The organism is Paenibacillus sp. FSL W8-1187, assembly GCF_037965485.1.
Taxonomy (GTDB): Bacteria; Bacillota; Bacilli; order Paenibacillales; family Paenibacillaceae; genus Paenibacillus_O; species Paenibacillus_O pasadenensis.
The window spans coordinates 1,027,450-1,049,513 of record NZ_CP150181.1 but is presented as its reverse complement, the minus strand read 5'-3'; the positions used below and the strand labels follow the sequence as shown (position 1 = coordinate 1,049,513).

The window sequence follows — 22,064 nt, the reverse complement described above, 5'->3', positions numbered from 1 at the left end:
GAGTGGAACGCAGGCCGGATCCGTTTGGATGACTCTTTTTTGCTTTATTTTTTATTTTTTAAACCGGTTTCAACCTGGTTTTATGGGGGTAATTCATTGCTTTCTTCTTCAACATCCCCTGACTTGCCCATGTAAAATTACATAATATTACATTAATTTAAAAGGAGCGCATGCGAAAAAGGATGGGAGGAAGCGGCTGCTTCCTCCCATCCTTTGTTGGCTGCACGATGCGTCTTCCTCTACAGCGTGCCGTACGATTCCAAGCCCATCTTCTCGACGAGCCGGCCGCTCTCCTCGTTGAGCCCGACGACGTCGCAGCTTTTGCCGGCCTCCAGGTACTTGCCCCGGATGCGGGCGATCGCATTGACGCCGGAGTGATCCCACACATGGGCGTCCGAAAAGTCGATCGTCACGCGCTCGGGATCGCCGGCCGCGTCGAAGGCGTCGCCGAAATCGGTCGCCGTCGCGAAAAACAGCTGGCCGCTCACCGCATAGCGCAGGCTGCCGTCCGGCTGCGGCTGCGCCTTCACGGCGATGCGCGAGATGCGCCGGGCGAAGATGACCGCGCTCAGCAGCACGCCGACGATGACGCCGAGGCCGAGGTTATGCGTGTACAGGACGACGCCGACGGTCGCCAGCATGACGATCGAGTCGCCGATCGGGGCGCGCTTCAGCTCGCCGAGCGACTTCCAGTTGAACGAGCCGATCGCGACCATGAACATGACGCCGACGAGCGCCGCCATCGGGATCTGCTTGACGACCGGACTGAGGAACAGGATCAGCAGCAGCAGGACGACGCCCGCCGTCAGCGTCGACAGCCGCGTGCGTCCGCCGGAGCGCACGTTGATGACCGATTGGCCGATCATCGCGCAGCCCGCCATGCCGCCGAAGAAGCCGGTGGCGAAGTTGGCGATGCCCTGGCCTTTGACCTCGCGGTTCTTGTCGCTCGGCGTATCGGTGATCTCGTCGAGGATGTTGGACGTCAGCAGCGACTCCAGCAGCCCGACGAGCGCCATCGAGGCCGAGTAGGGCAGGATGATGAGCAGATTGTCCAGGTTCGGAACGAAGTCCGGCAGATGCAGCATCGGCAGCGTGCCGGAGAAGTCGGCGATGTCGCCGACGGTCAGCGCGTCGAGCTTGAAGATCATGGCGACGGCGGACACGACGATGATCGCGGCGAGCGCGGACGGGAACGCGCGGGTCAGCTTCGGCAGCCCGAACACGATAGCGAGCGCGAGGCCGACGAGCGCGTACATCGTCCAGCCCTGGCCCTGGAAGTGCACGAGCTGGGCCATGAAGATCATGATCGCCAGCGCGTTCACGAAGCCGTTCATGACCGAATGCGGCACGAAGCGGATCAGGCTGCCGAGCTTCAGCCAGCCGATGACGAGCTGGATGATGCCGGTCAGGATCGTCGCGGCGAACAGGTATTCCACGCCGTGGTCGCGGACGAGGCCGACCATGAGCAGCGCGAGCGCGCCGGTGGCGGCGGAGATCATCGCCGGACGGCCGCCGGCGAACGAGATGATGATGGCGATCATGCAGGACGTGATGAGCCCGACCATCGGGCTGACGCCCGCGATGATCGAAAAGGCCAGCGTCTCGGGAATGAGCGCCAAAGCGACAGTGATGCCGGACAGGATGTTCGTTCCCGGATTCGGGAGCCACTCCTGCTTCCAGCGGGATATGCGGTTCAAGACAAATGTACCCTCCTGATGAGCGGAATTTCCGATGCACCTCTTCTAACCGAGCATTATAAGGCTTTTAGGAAAAGCCGGCGACAAGCCCGGAAGTCAAAGAAAGCGCAATCATCGAAATGAATCGCGCCCATTCTCGCTGCTGCGGCTCTTTTCTATGGGGATCGATTCAAGTAAGGTCAAGATCGGGGCGGGAGACGGCCCCCTGCCCCGTGGGGATTCGCGCCATAAAAAGCGAACCGGCGAAGCAACGAGTGCTTCGCCGGTTGGCGGACGCTTGTTCAGGCGATGCGGCGCGGGAGAGGCCGCCGTGCCGGCAAGCCCTTACGGCCTCCCCTGGCTTCCCGATTTCCCATGCCGATCGTTCAGCGTGATCTCGACGACGGTATCCAGCTCATCCGGCAGCGGATAAGTGAAGTGCTCCGGCTGCGCGAAGTTGAAGAATTCATCGTTCGGATACAGCCGGGCATTCCACGGACGCGAGACGAACAGCTCCGAGCCGTCTTCCAGCAGCCTCGCTTTTTTCACCTGGCCGCCCAGACCGGACAGATTGACCGGACCGACGCTTTCTTCAAAGATATGCGCATACAGCTTGTCGCCCTTGCGCGTGTAGCGGCCCCACTCCGGCTTGTCGAGGTCCGCTTCCCCGCAGCCGTAGACGCTTTCCCCGTTCCGGCGCATCCAGGCGCCTACCTCCGCCAGGACGCTCAGCGATCGCCGCGGAATCTCTCCCTTCGCGTCCGGTCCGACATTGAGCAGCAGATTGCCGTTTTTGCTCACGCACTCGACCAGCTTGCGGATGACGGTTTTCGCCGACTTGTACGCATGGTCGTTCGCCGCATAGCCCCAGTTGTTGTTCAGCGTCATGCAGGCTTCCCAGGGGATCGGTCGGCCGTCCTCGTCCGTAATGCCCTGCGGAGGGATGATCTGCTCCGGCGAAGCGAAATCGCCCGAGAAGAAGCTCGGGGTCCGGGAACAGATCGAGCCCCCTTCTTCCCCGCTCGCCTCGAGCCGGTTGTCGACGATGATCTGCGGCTGGAGCTCGCGGATCATCGTCATCAGCTCGGTCGCCCGCCATTTTTCCCCTCTCATGTCGTCGTAAGAGAAGTCGAACCACATGATGTCCAGCTTGCCGTACCCGGTGAGCAGCTCGCGCACCTGCGCATGCATGTCGTCCAGGTAGGCGTCGAAGCGCTCCGGATCGCGCCGGAAGCTCTCGTCGTCGCGCATCGGATGGATGCGGTCGCCGTACGCCGGGAAATCCGGATGATGCCAGTCGATGAGCGAGAAGTAGAGGCCGACCTTCAGCCCTTCCTCGCGGAACGCATCGAGGAACTCGCGGACGAGGTCTCTTCCGCATGGCGTGTTCGTCGACTTGTACGTCGTATGCTTGCTGTCGAACAGGCAGAAGCCGTCATGATGCTTGGCCGTCAGCACCGCATAGGTCATGCCTGCATCCTTGGCCGCCTTCGCCCATGCTTTCGGATCGTACCGGTCCGGGTTGAACTCGTCCACATAAGTCTGATAGTCCTCGTCGCTCATCCTCTCGAAGCTGCGCACCCATTCGCCTCGTGCCGGAATCGCATAGATTCCCCAATGGATGAACATGCCGAAGCGGTCATGTCGGAACCACTCCGTCCGTTCGGTACGTTGCCTGATCAACTCATTCATGCCCTAGCGCCTCCCCATGTTCGGTATAGCCCAAGTCTAGCAATGAATTGTGATAAGCTATAGGCAGCAAGTTAGCTTCCTGCGGGGATGAAATTAACCAATTGAACGAGGGATGCGGATGCACGACCATGACGCCATGCCGGGCGCGATGCTCCAGCATCTTCAAGTCAGCCTGGTCGAAGCCTACTACACGGAGTGCTCGCCCGAGTGGCGCGAGCTTGATTATGTGCCGTCTTACAATAAGTTCTATCTGATCTGCGGCGGCGAGGGCTGGATCGACATCGACGGCCGCTCCTATGCCCCCGTCGCGGGCCAGCTCTGCCATATGCCGGCGCATGTCCGCCAGTCCTACTCCGCCATAAGCGACCGCCCCTACCGCAAGTATTGGTGTCATTTCACCGCAGCGCTGGGAGGGCTGGATCTGTTTCAATGGATCGACGTCCCGCCGCTGCTGAACGTTCCGCCGGACCGGCTGGATTCGCTGACCCGGCTGTTCCGCGAGCTTGCGGAGCTGCATGCCGACGGCGGCTGGCTGGCGCGGATCCGGGAGAAAGCAGTCCTGCTCGAAGTCATCGGCTTTTTCCTCGCCGAGTCGAACCCGCAGCTGCGGATCACCCCCGGCAAGCGAGACGAGATCGAACGCCTGCGGCAGATCGACTCCTTCATCGAAGAGCGCTTGTCCGAGGCGCTTACGCTGGACGACCTGTCCCGGCATGTCCATCTGCATCCCAACTATCTCGTGCGCTACTTCAACAAGCATCTCGCCGTCTCTCCGCTCAAGTACCTGAACCGCAAGCGCATGCAGCGCGCTCGCGCCCTGCTGGAGGCCGGCGGACTCAGCATCAAGGACATCGCCGCGCAGGTCGGCTTTCCGGACACCAACCACTTCTCCAAGGTGTTCCGCAAGGAGATGAGCTGCTCTCCGTCCGAGTACCGGGCCAGACAGGCCTCCAGAGCGAGGGCGGCACGCGGCGAAGAGCCGGTCTGACTTGAAGGGGAAGAGAAGAAGGGCCGGGTCTGTCCAGCCTCGATTGCCGCGTCAGCTCCATGGCGGATCAGACGCACGAAAGCCCTCCTTTGGCAACGAAAGGAGGGCTTTTTTCAAGAGCGCTCAGCCAGCCAGTCCGGTTACGATGATGTTGTCGAACCGGTAGTCCGCGGACTCCGCCCGCAAGCCGACCGTCCCTTTCAGGAAAGGCTGGTTCAGGTCGGTGATCGTCGCCTTCTGCTGAAGATCGACTTCAACCGTCAGGCGGTTCCCTCGGCAGGTCAGCTTCAAATAATGGTAGCTTCCCGGCGAATAGACGTGCGCGCCTGACGCCAGCTCCGTCCAGGTGGATCGGCCGTCGAATTTATATAGCTTCCAGGAGGCTCCGTCCCTCAGCTCCAGCTGATAGAAGCCTCCGCTTTTCTGCATCCGGGCCAGAACAGCGGCATTATGGGCCGTGTTCGGCAGGTAGACATGGCCTTCGACGCTGTAGTCCCCGGTATTGAAGCCGCGAATGTAGTTCACGACGCTGTTGGCCGCGGCGGCCTTGAGCTCTTTGGTCGCTCCGGCAGGCTGGGACACCTGCCAGGAGCCGCTGACGTTCTGCCAGCCGGCCGGCATAGATTCGACCGATGCGTCCTCGAACGTTTCCGAAAGCGCCGTGCCGCTTTCATTCGAGCCTTTCTCGATCCAGATCATGACCCAGTAGTGCAGCTTGGGCACCGTCAGCGAGACATAGCTGCCACCGGCATCCGATCCGGTCGAGTAGCTCAGGCTGTACGCCTTGCCATGGTCGTAGTCCGGCGACGCCACCCAGACCTTGGCGTTCGGGCGCAGCGTTCCCTCGTAGTAGATCTTCGCCGGAACAGCGGCGAATTGATCCGGCGCCGCGTAGGCTGCGTTCTCATCGCGCCAGCGGGTCGAGACGTTGTTTTCCAGGTTGATGAGGTGGATGATGTCGTAGCCGTCCTTCGACTTCGAGAACTTCCACACCGCTCCCGCATCGCCCTCCGTGCTCGACGGCAAGCCTGTCAGCTCGATCCGGCTCGACCCGCTGACGACGCCGTCCCTCAGCAGGTTCTGATAGGCTGTCAGGAACCCGTAGTAATTCTTCATCGCCGCCTTGAGGCTGTCGCTCATGACCAGATTCTTGTTCGGGAAATACTCGTTCGACAGCATGCTTCCGCCGTCGCCGAGCTCGATGTGCGAGGCGCCTGCAGCGAACATGGCGGCATCCGCCAGCCTGACCGACGCTTCGTTGAACAGTCGCTGCGTTCCTCCTGGAGTCTCCTGCGAATGCTTGTAATTCATGTACGCGGCGAATACGACGGCCTTGTCGCTGCGCGCCTTGGAGCGCTCCACCAGACGCAGCAGATCGATGTAGTCGTCGTTCGATTCGTCGTCATCCCACAGCTCCGTGTAGACGAATTCCGCGCTCGAGTCCGCGGACACCTGATCCTGTCCGTAGGCCAGGACGCTGTTGAAGACGACCTCTTTCTGAAGGCGCGCCTTCGCGGCATTGATGAATCCGGCATACGTCGAGTCCAGCTGGACCGCATTGCGGTTCCAGTCGTAGAGCGTGCCCCGAGGACCGAGCGTATCCATGTGCCACCCGTCGAATGCGAAGTTCTGGAACACCTCCTCTTCCCTCGTGAAGATGTAGTTCCGCCAGCCGGGGTTCGCGGGATTGAACAGATAGATCTTTCCTCCCCCGCCTGCCCAGCCGCCCGGAAGCCCGTGAAGATCCTGGCGGCTCGGGTCGTAGCTGCCGCCGCTGTCCTTGAACAGTCCCCATGCGACCTGCACCCCGTCGTTCCAATAGTTGTCGAAGGCGCCGTTGATCAGATTGTAGTTCATCGCCTTCATGCCGTAGTGGTGAGCGCTGCTTATGTAGCCGTTCACCGTCGAGCGCGCCACCCGGCGGTTGGCGATATCCTGCCAGGACGGGGACTGCGGATCCGGGTTCGGACGATGGTGCTGCCAGTGCCAGTCATAAAATTGCAGCGCGTTGATATGGTAGTTTTTCAGCTGCCACGTCGAGTTCGCCGTATCGACCGTATCCGCGAACTCGCTCACATAGCCGTACCGCGGAAATCTGGTCCAGTTGCTCGAGACGTCGATCGCCGTCGATCCGGAGTCGACGACCGCGCCGCTCTGGTCCCGGACCCATGCCTCCACCAGATACCCCCGATAGTCGGTCGACGGGGGCGTCCAGGCATACGTCAGCGTTGTCGCTTGTCCCGCGCCGAGGGACACGGTCCGGGTCTGGTCCGGGCCTGCCTCCGCTCCTAGATGGCGGAAATAAAGCGTCACCGAGCCGGCGAAGCTGGACCCGGTCCCGTTTTTCAAATCCAAATAGATGGCGGCTTGCTCGCCCGGATTGTAGCGGGCCTTGTCGGTATTGACCCGCTGCAGGAGCGGCGCGGTGCCGGCCGAAGCTTGTTCCGGCGCCATCCCAGCCAGGCCGAGCAGCAGGACAACCAGGCCGAACACAGGCAAGAGCTTGCTGGTCATGATCGTTCCTCCTCGTTTTGTTCATCGCTTGTCGCTTGCGCATGGAATCCAGCATCGTCCGGATTCCAGGACATCGCCTCCCTTCCGCTGGATGGAAAAAAGGGGCGGAAAGCCACACTTGCAGCCCTCCGCCCCTTGCCTGCGCCATCTCGTGCCGTCCTCGCCAGGACGGCGTCAGTCCGCCGCGGCCGTCCGCTCCAGCAGCCGGTCCAGCACGGCCGCAATCTCGGCCCGCGTGCTGGCGGCCTGCGGCCGGAATTGTCCCCGGGCGTCGCCGAGCAGCAGCCCGGCCTGCTCCAGGCGGCTCACCGCCGCCTGAGCCCAGGCCGCGATCAGCGCGCGATCCGAGAAGGAAGAGGACGCGGCGGCTGCCGGCGCCTGCTTCTGCCCGCCCAGGTAGTCGAGCGTGCGATCCAGCATCACCGCCAGCTCCTGTCTCGAGACAGCGGCATCAGGATCGAACCGGCCATCCTCCCGTCCGAGGATCAAGCCGGCCGAGACGGCGGAGGAGACCGCATCGGCATGCCATGCGCCTGCCGGAATATCAGGGAAAGCGGATGGCTTGCCGCCGGATGAGAGGCCAAGCGTCCGGACGAGCAGCGCCGCGAGCTGGGCTCTGGTGGCCGTCGCCGACGGCTCGAAGCGGCTCTCCGTCATGCCGGTCACAATCTGCTTGGCGGCCAGCGACGCGATCGCTTCGTAGCCCCAGTGGCTGGGCGGCACGTCCGCGAACGTCTTGAGATGATCCATGACAGCGTAGGAGCCGGATTCGGTCCAATCCGCACGCAGGACGCGCTCTCCCGGCCTATAAACGCCGCCGGCGTAGCTCCACTCGGCGTCCGTTGCGCCCGCCCGGTACAGGCCGAGCGTCTTGCCTCCGAGCAGCGGAGCCTGCACCCGGAATTCCAGCTGGCCTTGAGGGTACAGCGCCGCGCTGCCCACCGCTGTTCCGTCGGAGCCGACTGCGCTCAAGCGGGCTTCATAGACTGCGCTCCTCGGCGTCCACGCCGCGTGCGGAGCCTTGGCCTCCCCTGCCGGCCGCAGCTCCAGCTCAAGCCAGGCCGCTCCATCCTTGGCGGCGGCAGCCAGCAAGGCGTTCAGCGCGGAGCTTTTCCAAACGGCTGCTGCCCCATCGTGTCCGATCCGGACTTCCTTGGCCGAAATCTTGCCCGCGGCTGCCACCGGAATCCGCGCCCGGCCGGTTCCAGCCTCGAGACGCAAGTCGATCCGGCCTGCCGCGCCTTCGCCCGACAGCTCACTCTCGCCGATGACGCGGACTGCCGGCGCTGGCGATGCGGATGGCGAAGGAGCGGCCGATGCCGCTGCGCCGGACGCCGGCGGCTCGGCCGGAGGCGACGTCGGGCTTGCGCTTGGGGACGGCGTCGGGCTCGTCTCGGAGCCGTCTCCGCCGAACAACGCCTGCGGCTCCGGCGACTGCGGCTGCCGGTCGATGACGAGCATCGTCCAGTAGTCGAGCTCCGGCACCTGGATCACGATGGAATCGCCGTCCCAGACATAGTCGAGCTCCTGCATGGCGCCCTCGCGGCTGTCCGGCGTGGCCGCGTACACCTTCAGCTCCGGCCGCTCCGCCGCCGGGCCGCCGATCGCATAGCGGACCGCAAGATCGTGCGCCGCCTTCGGCTGCCGCGCCTCGTTCCGCCAGTTGGAGTCGTTGTCCAGCAGGTTGATCAGATGGATGACGTCGTAGTCGGCATACCCCTCATTGCCGGCGTTGGTGCGGACGGTCGTCCAAAGCGTCCGCTCCGAGCCGTCCCGGCTCGTCGGCAGCGCCTGCCCCGAAGCGTCGAACGCCTCGACCGCCGCATCCGCATCCGCCTTGCTGTCGAACAGCAGGTTCTCGTAGGCGGCGAAGAACTTGTAGTAGTCCTTCATCGCCTCCTTCGTGCTCTCGGTCATCTTCTTGCTGCGGTTCGGGTAATACTCGTGCGCCAGCATGTTCGGCCCCTCGCCGATCTGCTCCGCCGTCCCGAGCTCGATGTGGGTCGCACCCATCGATGCCAGCGCCGCGTCCATCAGACGCACCGAAGGCTCGTCGAAATACCCGACCGTCACGCCGCGCAGCTGGATCGATCCCGGCACGTCGTCGGCTTCCATTTTCAGCGTCACCTGATGCGCTCCCGCTCCGAGATGCGGCAGGATCACATAGCCGTCGCCGCTGAACGCGTCCTTGCCCTTCGTGCCGTCGAGTCCGATCTTGAGCGGATTGCCGCCCGCATCCTTGGCCCGCTCGCCGTCGATATAGACCGAGCGGGTCGTGAAGGCGCCCGCGTTGGCGTAGGTGAAGATGAGGCTCTGCTCGCCCGCGGCCGGCACTTCGAGCGGGTACGTGACCTGCTGCCCGACCTCGCCGAAGTTCACGACCGTGTCCTTGACGAGAGCGAAGCTCGTGTCACTTCGCGGGTTTTCCGCCTCATAGCTCCGAACGGCACCGGAGCCTTGCGCCGGCCGTACGTCCAGCCGGTCCAGCTGGATCGAGCCTGCCTGCCCGGCCTCCTGACTGATGACGACGACGTTGCTGCCCTGGCGAAGCGCGACGCCCGCCTGGCGCTTGTCCGTCCACGCTGCGGCCGGATCGAGCGTCAGCTCGCCGGCGGCGCTGCCGTTCACCGACACGCTGCGGACCGCGGCTGCCTGTCCTTGGGCGCGGTAGATCCAGTCGAGATCGTAGAGGCCGTCCTCCGGCGCCTGCACCTCGAAGGCGACGCGGTCGTTCACGTTGTCGAAGCCGGAAGCGTACCCGACGACAGGCTGGACGCCGCCCTCCGGCGCCGCGCCGCCGGAGCTGTACAGCCGTCCGTCTGCTACGATGCCGGCTACGTTCGCGTACTGGCCCGAAGTCGCCATTTCCAGCCGCACCTCATGCGCTCCGGCTTCCAGGCGGAGCGGCAGCAGCTTGAGCTGCATGTCTCCGCCCCAGCCGCCCGGCGTGCGGGAGAACGGCACCTGCTGCGCCTGAGGCGCAGGCTGGCCGTCGACCTTCACGGAGAGGGCGGGCTCGTTGTCCGTGCGGTAGAGCACGCCGATAGAATCCACGGCTCGGTCGGCATAGACCCGGTAGGTGACGCTCTGTCCCGCCTGGCCGAAATTGTCCGTGCTCGAAGGCGTCAGGACGATGCTCGCGGCCGGAGGTATTTCCGCGAAATAGGCGGGCAGCTTCTGGTCTCCGACCGTCATGTCCCGCAGCTTGATGCCCAGATCGTCCGCCGGAGCGCGCAGCTCGACGATGTTCTTGCCGGCCTTGAGACGCGCCTGGGCCAGCACGCCGGACGGGACGAACGACTCCCAGCCGCCCGCCGCCGGGAATACGACGTCTGCCTGCCGCTCCCCGTCGACCCTCAGCTCGCGAGATGCTTCCTGCCAGTCGGACGCATAGGTGAACGACAGCGGATAGTCGCCCGCTTGCGGCGCTTCGACCTCGAAGCGGATCGTGTCGCCCTTCGTCTCGAAGCCGTACACATGGCTGTACTGGTCCACGATGACGTTGTCCAGCTCGGCGTCCGCGGCGTCGTACCGCTTGTCGGAGCCGTGGCCGCTGACGGTCAGGCTGGCCAGGTTGAGCCAGAGCCCGTTTGTGTTCAGCGTCAGCCTGACCTCGTTCTCGCCTTTGACAAGCGCGGCCTCGACGACCGCTTCCGCCGTCGGCTCGCCCCATCCGGTCTTCTCCGGGAACGGAATCGCGGCTGCGGCCGTCGCGCCGTTGACGGCCAGCCTTCCTTCCGGAGCTCCTCCGTCGTTGCCATGGCCGTAGCCGAGCTTGAGCCGATAGCTTCCGGCCGCAGGAACCGTGACGCGGAACGTCACCGCGTCCGTATCCTTGCGGCCGAAGTTGCCGACCCAGCCATGGGCCTTCGCGATCCTTGACGGGGACTCGGCTGCAGCCGGCACGTCCCGGGCAGCCGTGCCGCGGGTCTTGACCCCGGTCGCCATCTTGTAGTTCATGTAGCCGGCGATGACCATCGCCTTGCCGCCGTTTTTGGACCGGGTATCCTCGACGACCTTCTGCAGGTCACGGTAATGGTTGCGGTCGCTCCAGATCTCGCTGTAGTCGAAATCGGTCTTGGTCGCCGGATTCGGCACCGCGCTGTACTCGGCGTTGCCTCCGACCATGTTGAAGGTGACGTCGCTTTTCGCCGGATCGTTGGCGGCCAACGCGTCCTTGGTCGCGTTGATGATCTTGTCGTAGTCGAGCGAGTAGTAGCGCTGGCTGCCGTCATACCCGTAGAGGAAGTTCTTGTCGTTCGCCCCCCACTGGTCCAGATGCATTCCGTCGAAGCCGAACTCGTTCGCTGCCCGGACGAACTGTCCGGCGATGTACCGCTGCCATTCCGGGTTGCCCGGATCCTGCAGGAACAACGAGGTCGTCTTGCCGTTCACGTCGAAAGTGAAGCCGTCCTGGCTCTTCTGCGGCTCGGCGGGATCCGGCTTGGCCTTGAACAGGCCCCATCTCGGCGACACGCCGAAGTCCTCGTAGTTCTCGCGGGCCGCATAGTTCATCTGATAGGCCATCGCAGCAGAGCCGTACTTTTGCGCCGCCGCCACCTGCTGCTTGATCGAGAGCGGATACAAGTCCCGCCCGAGCAGATCGGCATAATGCGCCTCGGGCGTAATGGCTTCCGTGACGAAATTCCCTTGCTCGTCCCGGACCGGCTTGCCGCTGGCATCGGTTTTGGAATAGACGCTGACATCGTGGCGCCACATCCAGTCGTAGAACTGGTAGCCGTTCAAGTAATACTCCTGCGAGAGCTGTTTCAGCTTGGCGTCGCTTTCGGCCGCCGTCTCTCTCGGGAACTCGCTCACATAGCCATATCGGGGGAAGCGCTTCCAATCGCTCGAAACGTCAATGGCCGCCGTAACTGCCTCCTCTTCCCTGCCTTTCAGCCAAGCCTTGACCAGATAACCGGTGAAGTCCCTGTCCGGCGGGTTCCAGCTGAAGGACAGCTCTCCTTGTCCCGGCTGCGCCTGGATTGTTTTCGTTCCTTGGGCAATCAGCCGGTTCAGATGGTGGATCTCGACATGCAGCTGGCCTTGCCAAGGCTGCTCGTCGCGGAAGCGCAGCGTCAGCTGCGCCGCCTCGCCCGGAGCATAGCGGGCTTTGCCTACAGCCAGCGATTCGATCGGCGACGCCGGAACGGATGCTGCGGGACCGGCAATCTGCGCCGCCGCAGCGGCTCGTGCCGCGTTCCAGGAAATCGCTCCCGGCAGGACCGCTTGCAGGGCAAGCGCGGCCGCCATGGCGCGAGCGGCATGTTTGACGATAGGTCTCATCATGTTCCTCCTTGATCAAGCATGGATAGGGGTGAGGCTATGGATGCAAAGCAAGGGCATCCCGCGAACCGGCATGCCCTTGCTCAAACCTGCTGTCTCTCTTCCTACTTGCCGTTGGCCTGTCTCCAGGCGTCCAGCTGCTTCTGCGCTTCGGCGATCACTTTATCGGAGCCAGCCGCCTTCATCTTGTCCAGCATTTTCGGGACGTTCTCCTCCGGATCGAGCTGGCCGGACTTGATGCCGTCGACATAAGGCTTGATGGCCGTGTCGATCGCGATCATCTCGTTCTTGACCGGCTCCGGATCAAAGATGAAGCCGAAGATGCGGGAAGGATTTTGCGAGATCGCCTCGTTGAACTTCTTGTAGTTCTCGTATTTGTTCGGATCTTCGCCGACGCGGGTGTAGTTGAGCATCTGGTTGCCGATCTGCCACATGATGTCGTGGCTGTAGCCGACATCGCTGCTCGTCTTGCCTTCCGGCAGCGCGATCTGGCCGTCCTGCAGCACATAGTGCTTGCCCTCGACGCCGAAGTTGAACAGCGTGAGCAGTTCTTTGTCCTTGTAGAACAGGTTCAGCAGCATCATGGCGCGGGCCGGGTCCTTGCTCGTCTTGGAGATCGCCTGCATCGTCGCCGTCATCTTGCCGGTCTGGAGGCGGTCGATGTTGAGCGGAATCTGCAGCACTTCCCGTCCCGCCTTGAGCGTGCCGTTCGGCGATGTCGCCACGGAGCCGATCGACATGTCGGCGATGATGTCCATGTCGCCGACGAACGCGAACGCCTTGCCGGCCTGGAACTTCTTCCACACGTCCAGTCCCGGCGTCAGCGCGTCCTTGTTGATGTAGCCCGCCTTGAACCACTTGTGGGTCAGCTTGGCCAGCTCCATGTAGCGCGGCGTCGTGAACGTATTGACGACCGTGAAGTCGTCCGGGTCCGTATTCAGCACGTTCAGGACGGCGACGCTGGCGATCGCATCCGTCGTGCCCGAGCCGTAGTAGGCCTCGAGCGGGAAGCTCGGCGCGACGAGCGGCGTGACGCCCGGCTCCTTGTCCTTGATCGCCGCGAGCATCGGCTCCAGCGCTTCGACTTTGCCTTCCTTGAACACGCTGAGATCGAAGCCATGCTTCTCCGCCAGCGCCTTGTCGACATAGACGCCCTGCGTGCCGCCGAGCTCCTGATGCGTATGGATGCCGTACAGCTTGCCGCCGCGCTTGGCCGGGTCATGGAAGTCCTTCTCGACCGCCTCGATGTCCGGTCCGTACTTGGCGAGCAGATCGTCCAGCGGCAGCAGGCCGCCCTTGGTCACCTGCTGGTTGAAGCCAAGCCAGTCTGCCGTAAAGATCAGGTCGAACTTCTCGCTGGACGCCATCATCAGGTTCGTCTTGTCGCTCCAGGCGCCCCAGTCGATCGGATTCAGCTTGACCGACACGTTCATCTCGGGATAGGTCTGCTTCAGGTAATCGTTCATCGCGCTTTGGACCGTGCCGAGATCGTTCTGCGGTCCGTCCGGATACACCATGACGACCTCGTATGGCGCAAGCGCTTTCGTTCCGTCGGACGAAGGAGCCGGCGAGATGCCGGCCGCGCCGTTCTGGCCTTCGCCGCCGTTGCCGCCGGAGCAGCCTGCCGCACCGAGCGCCGCCGTAAGCAGCAGCGCGGTCAGCATCGTGGAGCGTTTCTTCCATCGTTTCATGAATATTGCCTCCCCTTGAATGCCTGTTTTCTTCTATGTGCTCAACCGGCCGGAGCCGGAATCAGCCTTTGACTGCCCCTACCGTCAAGCCTTTGACGAAGTATTTCTGCAGGAAGGGGAACACGAGCACGAGCGGCCCGATCGCCACCATCGCCATTGCCATCCGGATCGATTCCAGCGGCTGCGCGACGGTCGCGGTATTGCTGTACGCCTTGTCGGCGATCGCCTGCAGGAACGCCGCGTTCATCAGCGTCTTGTTGAGCAGGTACTGCAGCGAGTACAGCTTCTCGTTGTTGATGAACACAAGGCTGGTGAACCAGTCGTTCCAGTACGCGACGATGGTGAACAGCCCGATCGTCGCCATGACCGGCAGCGACAGCGGCAGGATGATGCTGAAATAGGTGCGGTACTCGCTCGCCCCGTCGATCTGTGCGGAGTCGATGAGGGACGGGGGGATGCTGTTCGTGAAGAACGTCCGCATGATCAGCACGTTGAAGCCGCCGATCAGGCCGGGCAGAATGAGCGCCAGCAGCGTATCCTGGACGCCGAGGAAGCGGGTGTACACCAGATACCAGGGAAGCAGGCCGCCCGAGAACAGCATCGTGAAGAAAACATAGAAACTGAGCGCGCCCCGGTAAGGAAAATCCTTGCGGGACAGCGTGTAGGCGAGCGCCGAGGTAATGAACAGGCTGACCGCGACGCCGATGATCGTGACGAGGATCGTCACGCCGTACGCCCGCAGGATCGACGCGGAGTCCTGCAGCAGATAGCGGTAGGCGACCAGGTCGATCTGCTTCGGCCAGAAGCTGTATCCGTGCTTCGTCACGTCCGTTTCATTGGAGATCGAGATCGTGAACACGAGCCAGAATGGCAGGATGCAGGCGAGGCTGAACAGGCTCAGCCCGATGATGATGAAGGGATTCGTTCGTTTATTGTCCAAGATGCCGCATCCTCCTTAGAACAGCGCGTTCTCTTTGCTGATTTTGCGCACGACGTAGTTGACGGTGAGGACGAGCACGAAGCCGACGATCGACTGCATCAGGCCTGCGGACGAGGCCAGACCGGTATCGCCCGTGACGAGCAGGGCGTTGTAGACGTAGGTATCGATGACCTCGGTCGTTTCCTTGAGCATCGAGGACGCCATCGTCGCCTGGTAGAACAGGCCGAAGTCGGCATTGAAGATGCGTCCGATCGCGAGCAGCGTCAGGATGATGATGACCGGCGTGATGAGCGGCACGGTAATCTTGGTCATCTGCTGCCAGCGGCTCGCTCCGTCGATGCGCGCCGCCTCGTAGTATTCCTGGTCGAGTCCGACGATCGCCGCCAGATAGACGATGGCCGAGTAGCCGACCGTCTTCCACGTATTGACGAGGAGGAGGATGTAAGGCCAGTATTCCGGCGAGGCGTACCAGGCGACCGGATCTTTGCCCATCGGCTCCAGGATCGACTTGTTCACGAAGCCGAGATCCGGATTGAGGAAGCCGAATACGAGGTAGCCGACGATGACCATCGAAACGAAGTTCGGCAGGATTGCCGCGCTCTGGAAAAACCTGGACAGGATGCGGCTTCGCACCTCGTTGAGCACGATCGCCAGCAGCACGGCCAGAACGGTGCCCAAGACGAGGAAGGCGAGGTTGTACAGCAGCGTATGCTTGATGATGCGCCACACGTCGTTGGAGGCGAACAGGAACTCGAAGTTCTTGAGCCCGACCCAGGCGCTGCCCCAGATGCCCTCGGTATAGTTCAGATCCTTGAAGGCGAGGAAAATGCCGAACATCGGCAAATAGTTGTTGATGAAGAGCATGAGGATCGCCGGCAGAGCCAGGACGATGAGCGCCCGGTACTGCCAGGCCTGCTTCAGCCCCCGCCTCGGACGCGCCTTCGCCCTTGGCTCGGGCAGCTCTTCTTGAGTTTGTTGCGCGAAATCTACTGCAGCCACTTCGTCCACCTTCTTGTCGGTTTGGTTTCCATGACCTTAGTATAGAGAGGCAGACAACGGCGCTCCGCCGTTTTTGATACCTCTCCCTAGTCGTTTCGTGACATCCGGTATTCCTGCGGATTGACGCCGAACTGCTTCTTGAACATTTTGGTGAAATGGGAAAAGTTGCTGTATCCGACCTGCTGGGCGGCGGCCGCTACCGTGATCGACGGATCGCCGAGCAGCTGCCGGGCCCGGTCCAACTTGGCTGCAATCAGGCAGTCGATCAGGCTCGAGCCCGTTTGCTTCTTGAACAGCCGGGACAGATAAGCCGGGTTCAGATGCACATGCGCCGCTACGTCGTCCCGTGAAATATCCTCCTCGACGTTCTCGTGTATGAACTGGACCGCCTTGCGCACGGCTCCGTCCTCCTCCTTGGGCGAGAAGGCGGCTTCCAGAACGGCGAAGACGATATTTTCCGCCCAGCTCCGGTACTGCGTCAGGCTGCGGATCCGTGCCGATTCCCAGAGCGAGAACTGCGGCACCGCCGCGGCCGGGATGCCCTTGGCCTGCAGGAAGCTGTAGACAGCGTGCAGCGTGTCCTGGCAGTACCGCTCGATCTGCCGCAGCTGGAGCGCGGGACTCGCCCCTAGCGGCTCGACGCTTCGCAGGATCAGCTCCGAAGCTCCCGCGCCGTCCCCCGCCAGCAAGAGCGACGCTAGCAGCGGCGCGTCGAGGCTGTCGGAATGATCCCCGCCCGGAAGGCGGGATGGCTGCGGCTCATAGACGACGACCGATCCTTTCGGTCCGAGACGGGTGCGCTCCAGTCCGCGCAGCTGCTCGGCGCATCGCGGAAGCTCCGGCAGCGGCACGAACCGCCCGATGTAGCAGGATGCCCTGCAGTAGAAATGAGCTTCGCATACGGCGATCAGCTTGTACGCCGCGTTTCGCCAGCGCTCCGCCGCGAGCTCCTCGCCGGAGCAGGCGATGGCGATCAGCACGCCGCTGCGATCCTGGGCGACGTGGCCGTCCAGCCCGTCCAGCAGGATCTCCCCGGCCGCCTTGCGCACGGCGTATTCCATGATGTCCTCGTCGCGGCCCTCGAGCGGCTTCAGCCACTCCTCGATGCTGACGAGAATCGGCATTGCGCGGGAGGAGGGCGCGAGCTCCAGCTGCGCGTCCTTCAGCGAGCGCTCCAGAAAATCGCCGAACGAGAGAATGCGACGCGACAGCAGATCCTGCCAGAAGCGTTCGGCCAGCAGCGGACGCTGCTTTCTCCACCACTCCCTGTCGTTCCGGTACTGCTCGTCCCGCAGAAGCGCCTCCTCCCGTTCCCGGATCGTCCCCAGCATCCGGCCTACGACCTGCTCGAGCTCCTCGCTGTCAACCGGCTTGAGCAGGTAGTCGGAGCTGCCCAGCTGCATCGCCTGCTTGGCGAACGAGAACTCCGAGTGGCAGGTCAGGAACAGCGTTTGCGTATGCGGGGAATGCTCCTTAGTCCAGCGCACGAGCGACAGCCCGTCCTCGTCCGGCATCTCAATATCGCAGATGAGAATGCCGACGCGGCGCTCGCTCAGCAGCGATTTCGCCTCGTCCGCATGCAGGGCCGCGTGCACGCGCTCGATGCCGAGCGCCTGCCAGTCGACGCATGCCAGAATCCCCTCCACCGCGAACCGCTCGTCATCAACGATCAGCAGCTCCGTCATGAGGCCTCACGCTCCTTTTTTGAATCATGTCCGCTCCCCCGTCAGCCGCCTCCGTCTCCAGCGGCAGCGCCAGGCAGGCCCGCAGTCCTCTCGGCTCCGCTGCCCGGAAAGTCAGCGAAGCCCGCTCTCCGTAGCGGATCGACAGCCGCCTGCGGACGTTCCAGATGCCGATATGGGCGTCGTCCGCCCCCGGTCCGTGGCCGTCCGAGGAGAGGAGCTGCCGCTGCTCCGGGGACATTCCCTTGCCGTTATCCCGCACTTCGACCGCCATCCTCTCCCCCCCGTCCTCCTTCGAGACGAAGATTGCCAGCTCGAACGGTTCTCCCTTCCGCACGCTCATGCCGTGCAGCATCGCGTTCTCGACGAACGGCTGCACGATCAGCGACGGCACGCGCGCCTCCAGCAGCTCCGGATCGATGTCGATCCGGAACGCGAAGCTTTCCTGGTAGCGCAGCTTCTGGATCTCCAGGTAGTTGCGGATATGCTCCAGCTCCTCCGCCATCGGAATCGTCTCGCGGCTCGAGCCGAGCATGAAGCGGAAGTACCGGACCATGTGCCGGACCGTCTTCTTGACGAGCTCGTCGCGTCCGGTGTTGGCCAGCTGGTAGATGATGTTCATCGTATTGAGGAAAAAATGGGGATTGATCTGCAGCTGCAGATGCTTGAGCTCCGCCTTCTGCGCCTGGAGCCGCTCCTCGTAGACGTCGATCTTGAGCTCCTTGATCTCCTTCACCATGCCGTTGAAGGTGCGGTAGATGATGTCGAACTCGGCGATCGGCGAGCCCGGCAGCTTCATCTCCATGTCCCCGTCCTTCGTCCGCCGGATCGCGCCGAGCAGCTGCAGGATCGGGCGGTAGATGATCCGGCGCAGCATGACGAGATAGGCGAGCAGGATGACGAGGACGAACAGCGGCAGCAGGCTGACAAGCGTCTGGAATCCCTTTAATCCTCGCAGCAGCTCGGACGAGGGCAGCACGACCGCCATGCTGAGGCCGGCCGTCTCCGAGCGGCTCGTCACGACGAACAGCTTGCGCCCGCCATCGGCATAGGAAAAGGAAGCGTCCTGCGCCAGCCGCTCCGGCGGGAGGCGGAACGCCGGACTCAGCTCGGCGGACCGGTCGGTCAGGACGGTCCCGTCGGGCGAGGCGAGCAGCAGGTCGCCGCCCTGGCTCAGGTCCAGCCCCGACAGCGGGATGCGGAGCGTATTGACGTTGATCAGAGCGCCGATGAACGTACCCGCGCCCATCTCGTCGCTGACGGCGCGATGGAGGAAGGACTGGCTGCCGATACGCACCGTCGACCACTTGTACAGGAGCGCCTTGCTCCTCTCCGGGTCGTTCAAGGAGCCGGTGATCCAGCTTCCCACCTGGTCATGGTCGGAGCCGGGAATGACGTTGGTCGCGGCGAGCCGGCCGCTGGCTCGGGAGTAGATGTAGAACATGTCGACGGTATGATAGTAGGAGCGATAGGCCGTGTTCCGCTGGAGCAGCTCCATCTCTGCGAAAAAAGCGTCCGAATCCGACAGTCCTGCCGCGCCGAACTTGCGGAAGTTCTCGTCATGCTCGGCGATGAAGACCATGTTGGTCGTAATGTCGCCGAGGCTCCTCTCGATCATCTGCAGGTTGGAGTCGACCAGATTCCGGTAGGAGCTGGCAACCTGCGCGAGCACGACCGACTGTGCGTAGTGGCCCGCCGCCAGCAGCAAAAGCAGCAAGGGCAGCGTAGCGGCGAGAAACAGCGCGATGAAGCGCGTGCCGAGCCTTTTCGTCCGGGTCTTGTGGATCATGAGGAAGCGCCTCCGGGGAAGAAAATGGGAAAAAACGCGGGCAGACCTGCCTTGCGGCAGATCGGCCCGCGCCGGTTCGGCCGATCAGGCGAACAGCCGGTAGACTTGAGCTTCGTACGGCCGCAAGAGGGCGCGGCGCAGATTCGCGGGCGGGTCATAGTTGCCGATCAGCCGTTCTGCGCGGCTGAACCCGATCTCCTCGGGGAGCCGGAACTCGGCCTGATCTCCGAAGAAATTGAGTACGACGAGCAGCGACTCTTCCCCTCGGGAGCGGACGTAGGCGAAGACGCGCTCATCCTCCTCCCCGATCAGGCGGAACCCGGAGTAACCGGTTACGTCATGCTCGCGGCGAAGCGCGATCAGCTGCCGATAGTAGTGGAAGATCGAATCCGGGTCGTTCACTGCCTGCTCGGCGTTGATGTCGGGATAGTTCGGATTGACGGCGATCCAAGGCGTGCCGGTTGTGAATCCCGCATGCTCCGATCCGTCCCACTGCATCGGCGTCCGCCCGTTGTCCCGGCCTTTGGCGTAGATGGCGTTCATGATGTCCGCCTCGTCGCGTCCCGCCGCAAGCTGCTCCGCGAACATGTTGAGCGTCTCGATGTCCTTGTAGCTCTCGATCGAGGCGAACCTAACGTTCGTCATGCCGAGCTCCTCGCCCTGATAGATGTACGGCGTGCCCTGCAGCGTATGCAGCAGCGTCGCCAGCATCTTGCCGGATTCCTTGCGGTAAGTCCGGTCGTCGCCGAAGCGCGACAGCATGCGCGGCTGGTCGTGGTTGTTGAGGTAGAGGCTGTTCCAGCCCTTGCCCTCGAGCCCGGTCTGCCACTTGGCGATGATCCGCTTGATGTCGCGCAGGTCCCAGGGCTTGAGATCCCATTTGCCGTGCGGGCCGGAGTCGACGTCCATGAGCTCGAAGTGGAACACCATGTTCAGCTCGTTCCGCTCCTCGCCGACGTACAGCGCGGCATCCTCCGGCGTCACGCCGATCGTCTCCCCCACCGTCATGATGTCGTACTTGGACAGCACCTCTCGGTTCATCTCCTGCAGGTATTCATGCACGCGGGGGCCGTTCATGAAATGCTCGCCGCCAAAGCGCCAGCCTTCGCCTTGCTCGACCCGCGGGAGAGCGGGGTTCTTGGAGATGAGGTTGATGACGTCCATCCGGAAGCCGTCGATGCCCTTGTCAAGCCACCAGGCCATCATGTCGTACACGTCCTGCCGCAGCTTCGGATTTTCCCAGTTGAGGTCCGGCTGCTTCTTGGAGAAGAGATGCAGGAAATATTCTTCCGTCCGCTCGTCGTACTGCCAGGCGGAGCCGCTGAAGAAGGAGCCCCAGTCGTTCGGCTCGCCGCCGTCCGCCCCCGGACGCCAAATATAGTAGTCGCGGTACGGATTGTCCTTGGACTTGCGCGACTCGACGAACCAGGCATGCTCGTCGGAGCTGTGGTTGACGACCAGGTCCATGATGAGCTTCATGCCGCGCGCGTGGATCTGGGCCAGCAGCTCCTCCCAGTCCGCGATCGTGCCGAACTCGCTCAGGATCGACCGGTAGTCGCTGATGTCGTAGCCGTTGTCGTCGTTGGGCGATTCATAGACCGGACAGAGCCAGATGACGTCGACGCCGAGCCGCTTCAGATAGTCGAGCTTCGAGAGGATGCCGGGGATGTCTCCGATTCCGTCTCCGTCGCTGTCCATGAAGCTGCGCGGGTAGATCTGGTATACGACGCTGTCTTTCCACCACTTGTCTGCCATTTGTCCTCTTCCTTTCGTCGTTCATGCTCATGTGGAAAGGCTCCGAACGCTCTGCCGCTCGACAATCCGATGGGCGATCCGGACGGACTCTCCCGGCTGCCCCGTCTCGGCCATGGCGATAAGCTTCTCGACGGCCGTCCGCCCCAGCTCCGCCAGCGGCTGATGCACGGTCGTGAGCGGCGGATGCACCATCCGCGCCAGGCGGATGTCGTCGTAGCCGATGACCGACAGCTCCTCCGGCACCCGGATGCCCGCCGCGAGCGCATGATGCATCGCGCCGGCCGCCATCTCGTCGCTGGCGGCGAATACCGCCGTGAAAGGGAGGCCTCTCTCCAGCAGCCGCCGCATGGCGACGGCGCCGCTCTCATAGAAGAAGTCGCCGTAGACGACCCGCTCCGGTACCCATGGCAGGCCGTGATCGAGGAGAGCTTGCCGGCAGCCCTGCACTCTCGGCGCGCCGGCGACCGGATCCTTCTCGGTGCCGGCGATCATCGCGATGTCGCGATGGCCCTGCGCGATCAAGTAGGATGCGGCATCGTAAGCGGCTTGGGCGTCATCCACCTTGACATGGGGGAATCGGGGGTCGGCCGTCTCCGAGTTGATGAGCACGACAGGCACGTCCATTCGGCGGAGCGCCGCGAGATACGGCTCCGTCAGCGCCTCGCTGACGAACAGGATGCCGTCGGCCTGCTTCTCGCGCAGCGTCTGCAGGTAGTCGAGCGTGCGCTTGCCGTCCTCGTCCGTATTGCAGACGAGCACGCTGTAGCCGCACGCATGGGCATAGCTCTCGATGCCCTGCAGCAGGCCTGCGGCGAACTCGCTGGAGAGCATCGGGAACAGCACGCCGATCGTCCGCGTCCGCTTGTTCGTCAGCGAGCGGGCGACCGCGTTCGGGTGGTAGCCCAGCTCTTCAATCGTCTGGAGCACCTTTCGCTTCGTCTTGTCCGAGTAGCCGGCGAGGCCGTTCAGCACGCGGGACACCGTCGCCACCGACACCCCGGCCTCGCGGGCTACATCGCGGATCGTAAGCATTCGCCGCCTCCTATAGGTTG

12 protein-coding genes and 1 pseudogene are annotated in these 22,064 nt (G+C 63.2%); 1 reads left to right on the top strand and 12 read right to left on the bottom strand.

Translation table 11 applies throughout. The features are described from left to right. Nucleotides 1–239: 239 nt before the first annotated feature. Both NYE40_RS04550 and NYE40_RS04545 read right to left on the bottom strand, forming a co-directional pair. Nucleotides 240–1,697 carry a SulP family inorganic anion transporter gene (locus NYE40_RS04550; protein ID WP_228551264.1) on the bottom strand — a complete coding sequence of 486 codons (1,458 nt, stop codon included), beginning with the start codon at nucleotides 1,695–1,697 and terminating at the stop codon, nucleotides 240–242. A gap of 324 nt (nucleotides 1,698–2,021) precedes the next feature. Continuing rightward, nucleotides 2,022–3,368: an alpha-L-fucosidase gene (locus tag NYE40_RS04545; RefSeq protein WP_153782834.1), complete on the bottom strand. Its 1,347-nt coding sequence runs from the start codon at nucleotides 3,366–3,368 to the stop codon at nucleotides 2,022–2,024. 118 nt (nucleotides 3,369–3,486) lie between these two features. On the opposite strand from NYE40_RS04545, the gene NYE40_RS04540 reads away from it, so the two are divergent. Continuing rightward, on the top strand, nucleotides 3,487–4,356 hold the full coding sequence (locus NYE40_RS04540) for an AraC family transcriptional regulator (RefSeq protein ID WP_028600270.1): 870 nt from the start codon (nucleotides 3,487–3,489) through the stop codon (nucleotides 4,354–4,356). A gap of 123 nt (nucleotides 4,357–4,479) precedes the next feature. On the opposite strand, the gene NYE40_RS04535 is transcribed toward NYE40_RS04540, so the two are convergent. The 10 genes and pseudogenes from NYE40_RS04535 to NYE40_RS04490 form a co-directional block, all read right to left on the bottom strand. Beyond that, nucleotides 4,480–6,870 carry a glycoside hydrolase family 66 protein gene (locus NYE40_RS04535; RefSeq protein WP_052333541.1) on the bottom strand — a complete coding sequence of 797 codons (2,391 nt, stop codon included), beginning with the start codon at nucleotides 6,868–6,870 and terminating at the stop codon, nucleotides 4,480–4,482. Between the two features lie 174 nt (nucleotides 6,871–7,044). Continuing rightward, nucleotides 7,045–12,159: a glycoside hydrolase family 66 protein gene (locus tag NYE40_RS04530; protein WP_240479060.1), complete on the bottom strand. Its 5,115-nt coding sequence runs from the start codon at nucleotides 12,157–12,159 to the stop codon at nucleotides 7,045–7,047. A gap of 101 nt (nucleotides 12,160–12,260) precedes the next feature. After that, nucleotides 12,261–13,847, bottom strand: a complete 1,587-nt coding sequence (locus tag NYE40_RS04525) for an ABC transporter substrate-binding protein (protein WP_028600269.1) — start codon at nucleotides 13,845–13,847, stop codon at nucleotides 12,261–12,263. Nucleotides 13,848–13,908: 61 nt separating this feature from the next. Further along, entirely contained in the window at nucleotides 13,909–14,787 is an 879-nt protein-coding gene (locus tag NYE40_RS04520; RefSeq protein WP_028600268.1) for a carbohydrate ABC transporter permease, read from the bottom strand. Nucleotides 14,788–14,802: 15 nt separating this feature from the next. Next, nucleotides 14,803–15,651, bottom strand: coding sequence for an ABC transporter permease subunit (locus NYE40_RS04515; protein WP_084137537.1), 849 nt, complete (start codon nucleotides 15,649–15,651; stop codon nucleotides 14,803–14,805). Nucleotides 15,652–15,872: 221 nt separating this feature from the next. Then, the gene (locus NYE40_RS04510; RefSeq protein ID WP_028600266.1) at nucleotides 15,873–17,471 is read right to left on the bottom strand and encodes a response regulator; all 1,599 of its coding nucleotides are present in this window, start codon (nucleotides 17,469–17,471) and stop codon (nucleotides 15,873–15,875) included. Continuing rightward, nucleotides 17,449–19,257, bottom strand: a complete 1,809-nt coding sequence (locus tag NYE40_RS04505; protein WP_052333539.1) for a histidine kinase — start codon at nucleotides 19,255–19,257, stop codon at nucleotides 17,449–17,451. Before NYE40_RS04505 ends, NYE40_RS04510 begins: the two co-directional genes overlap by 23 nt. An 84-nt stretch (nucleotides 19,258–19,341) precedes the next feature. Next, nucleotides 19,342–21,012 carry an alpha-glucosidase gene (locus NYE40_RS04500; RefSeq protein ID WP_028600265.1) on the bottom strand — a complete coding sequence of 557 codons (1,671 nt, stop codon included), beginning with the start codon at nucleotides 21,010–21,012 and terminating at the stop codon, nucleotides 19,342–19,344. Nucleotides 21,013–21,039: 27 nt separating this feature from the next. Continuing rightward, a complete protein-coding gene (locus NYE40_RS04495) occupies nucleotides 21,040–21,855 on the bottom strand; it encodes a substrate-binding domain-containing protein (RefSeq protein WP_307719984.1) in 816 nt (271 codons plus the stop codon). Between the two features lie 57 nt (nucleotides 21,856–21,912). After that, nucleotides 21,913–22,047 (bottom strand): annotated as a pseudogene (locus NYE40_RS04490) (LacI family DNA-binding transcriptional regulator); the annotation flags it as partial. Between the last annotated feature and the right edge of the window lie 17 nt (nucleotides 22,048–22,064).

Bases quoted from the DNA above. Each gene is read 5' to 3' on its own strand.
- NYE40_RS04545 (WP_153782834.1), bottom strand. From the start codon at position 3,368: ATGAATGAGTTGATCAGGCAACGTACCGAACGGACGGAGTGGTTCCGA.
- NYE40_RS04540 (WP_028600270.1), top strand. From the start codon at position 3,487: ATGCACGACCATGACGCCATGCCGGGCGCGATGCTCCAGCATCTTCAA.
- NYE40_RS04535 (WP_052333541.1), bottom strand. From the start codon at position 6,870: ATGACCAGCAAGCTCTTGCCTGTGTTCGGCCTGGTTGTCCTGCTGCTC.
- NYE40_RS04530 (WP_240479060.1), bottom strand. From the start codon at position 12,159: ATGATGAGACCTATCGTCAAACATGCCGCTCGCGCCATGGCGGCCGCG.
- NYE40_RS04525 (WP_028600269.1), bottom strand. From the start codon at position 13,847: ATGAAACGATGGAAGAAACGCTCCACGATGCTGACCGCGCTGCTGCTT.
- NYE40_RS04515 (WP_084137537.1), bottom strand. From the start codon at position 15,651: ATGCTCTTCATCAACAACTATTTGCCGATGTTCGGCATTTTCCTCGCC.
- NYE40_RS04510 (WP_028600266.1), bottom strand. From the start codon at position 17,471: ATGACGGAGCTGCTGATCGTTGATGACGAGCGGTTCGCGGTGGAGGGG.
- NYE40_RS04505 (WP_052333539.1), bottom strand. From the start codon at position 19,257: ATGATCCACAAGACCCGGACGAAAAGGCTCGGCACGCGCTTCATCGCG.
- NYE40_RS04500 (WP_028600265.1), bottom strand. From the start codon at position 21,012: ATGGCAGACAAGTGGTGGAAAGACAGCGTCGTATACCAGATCTACCCG.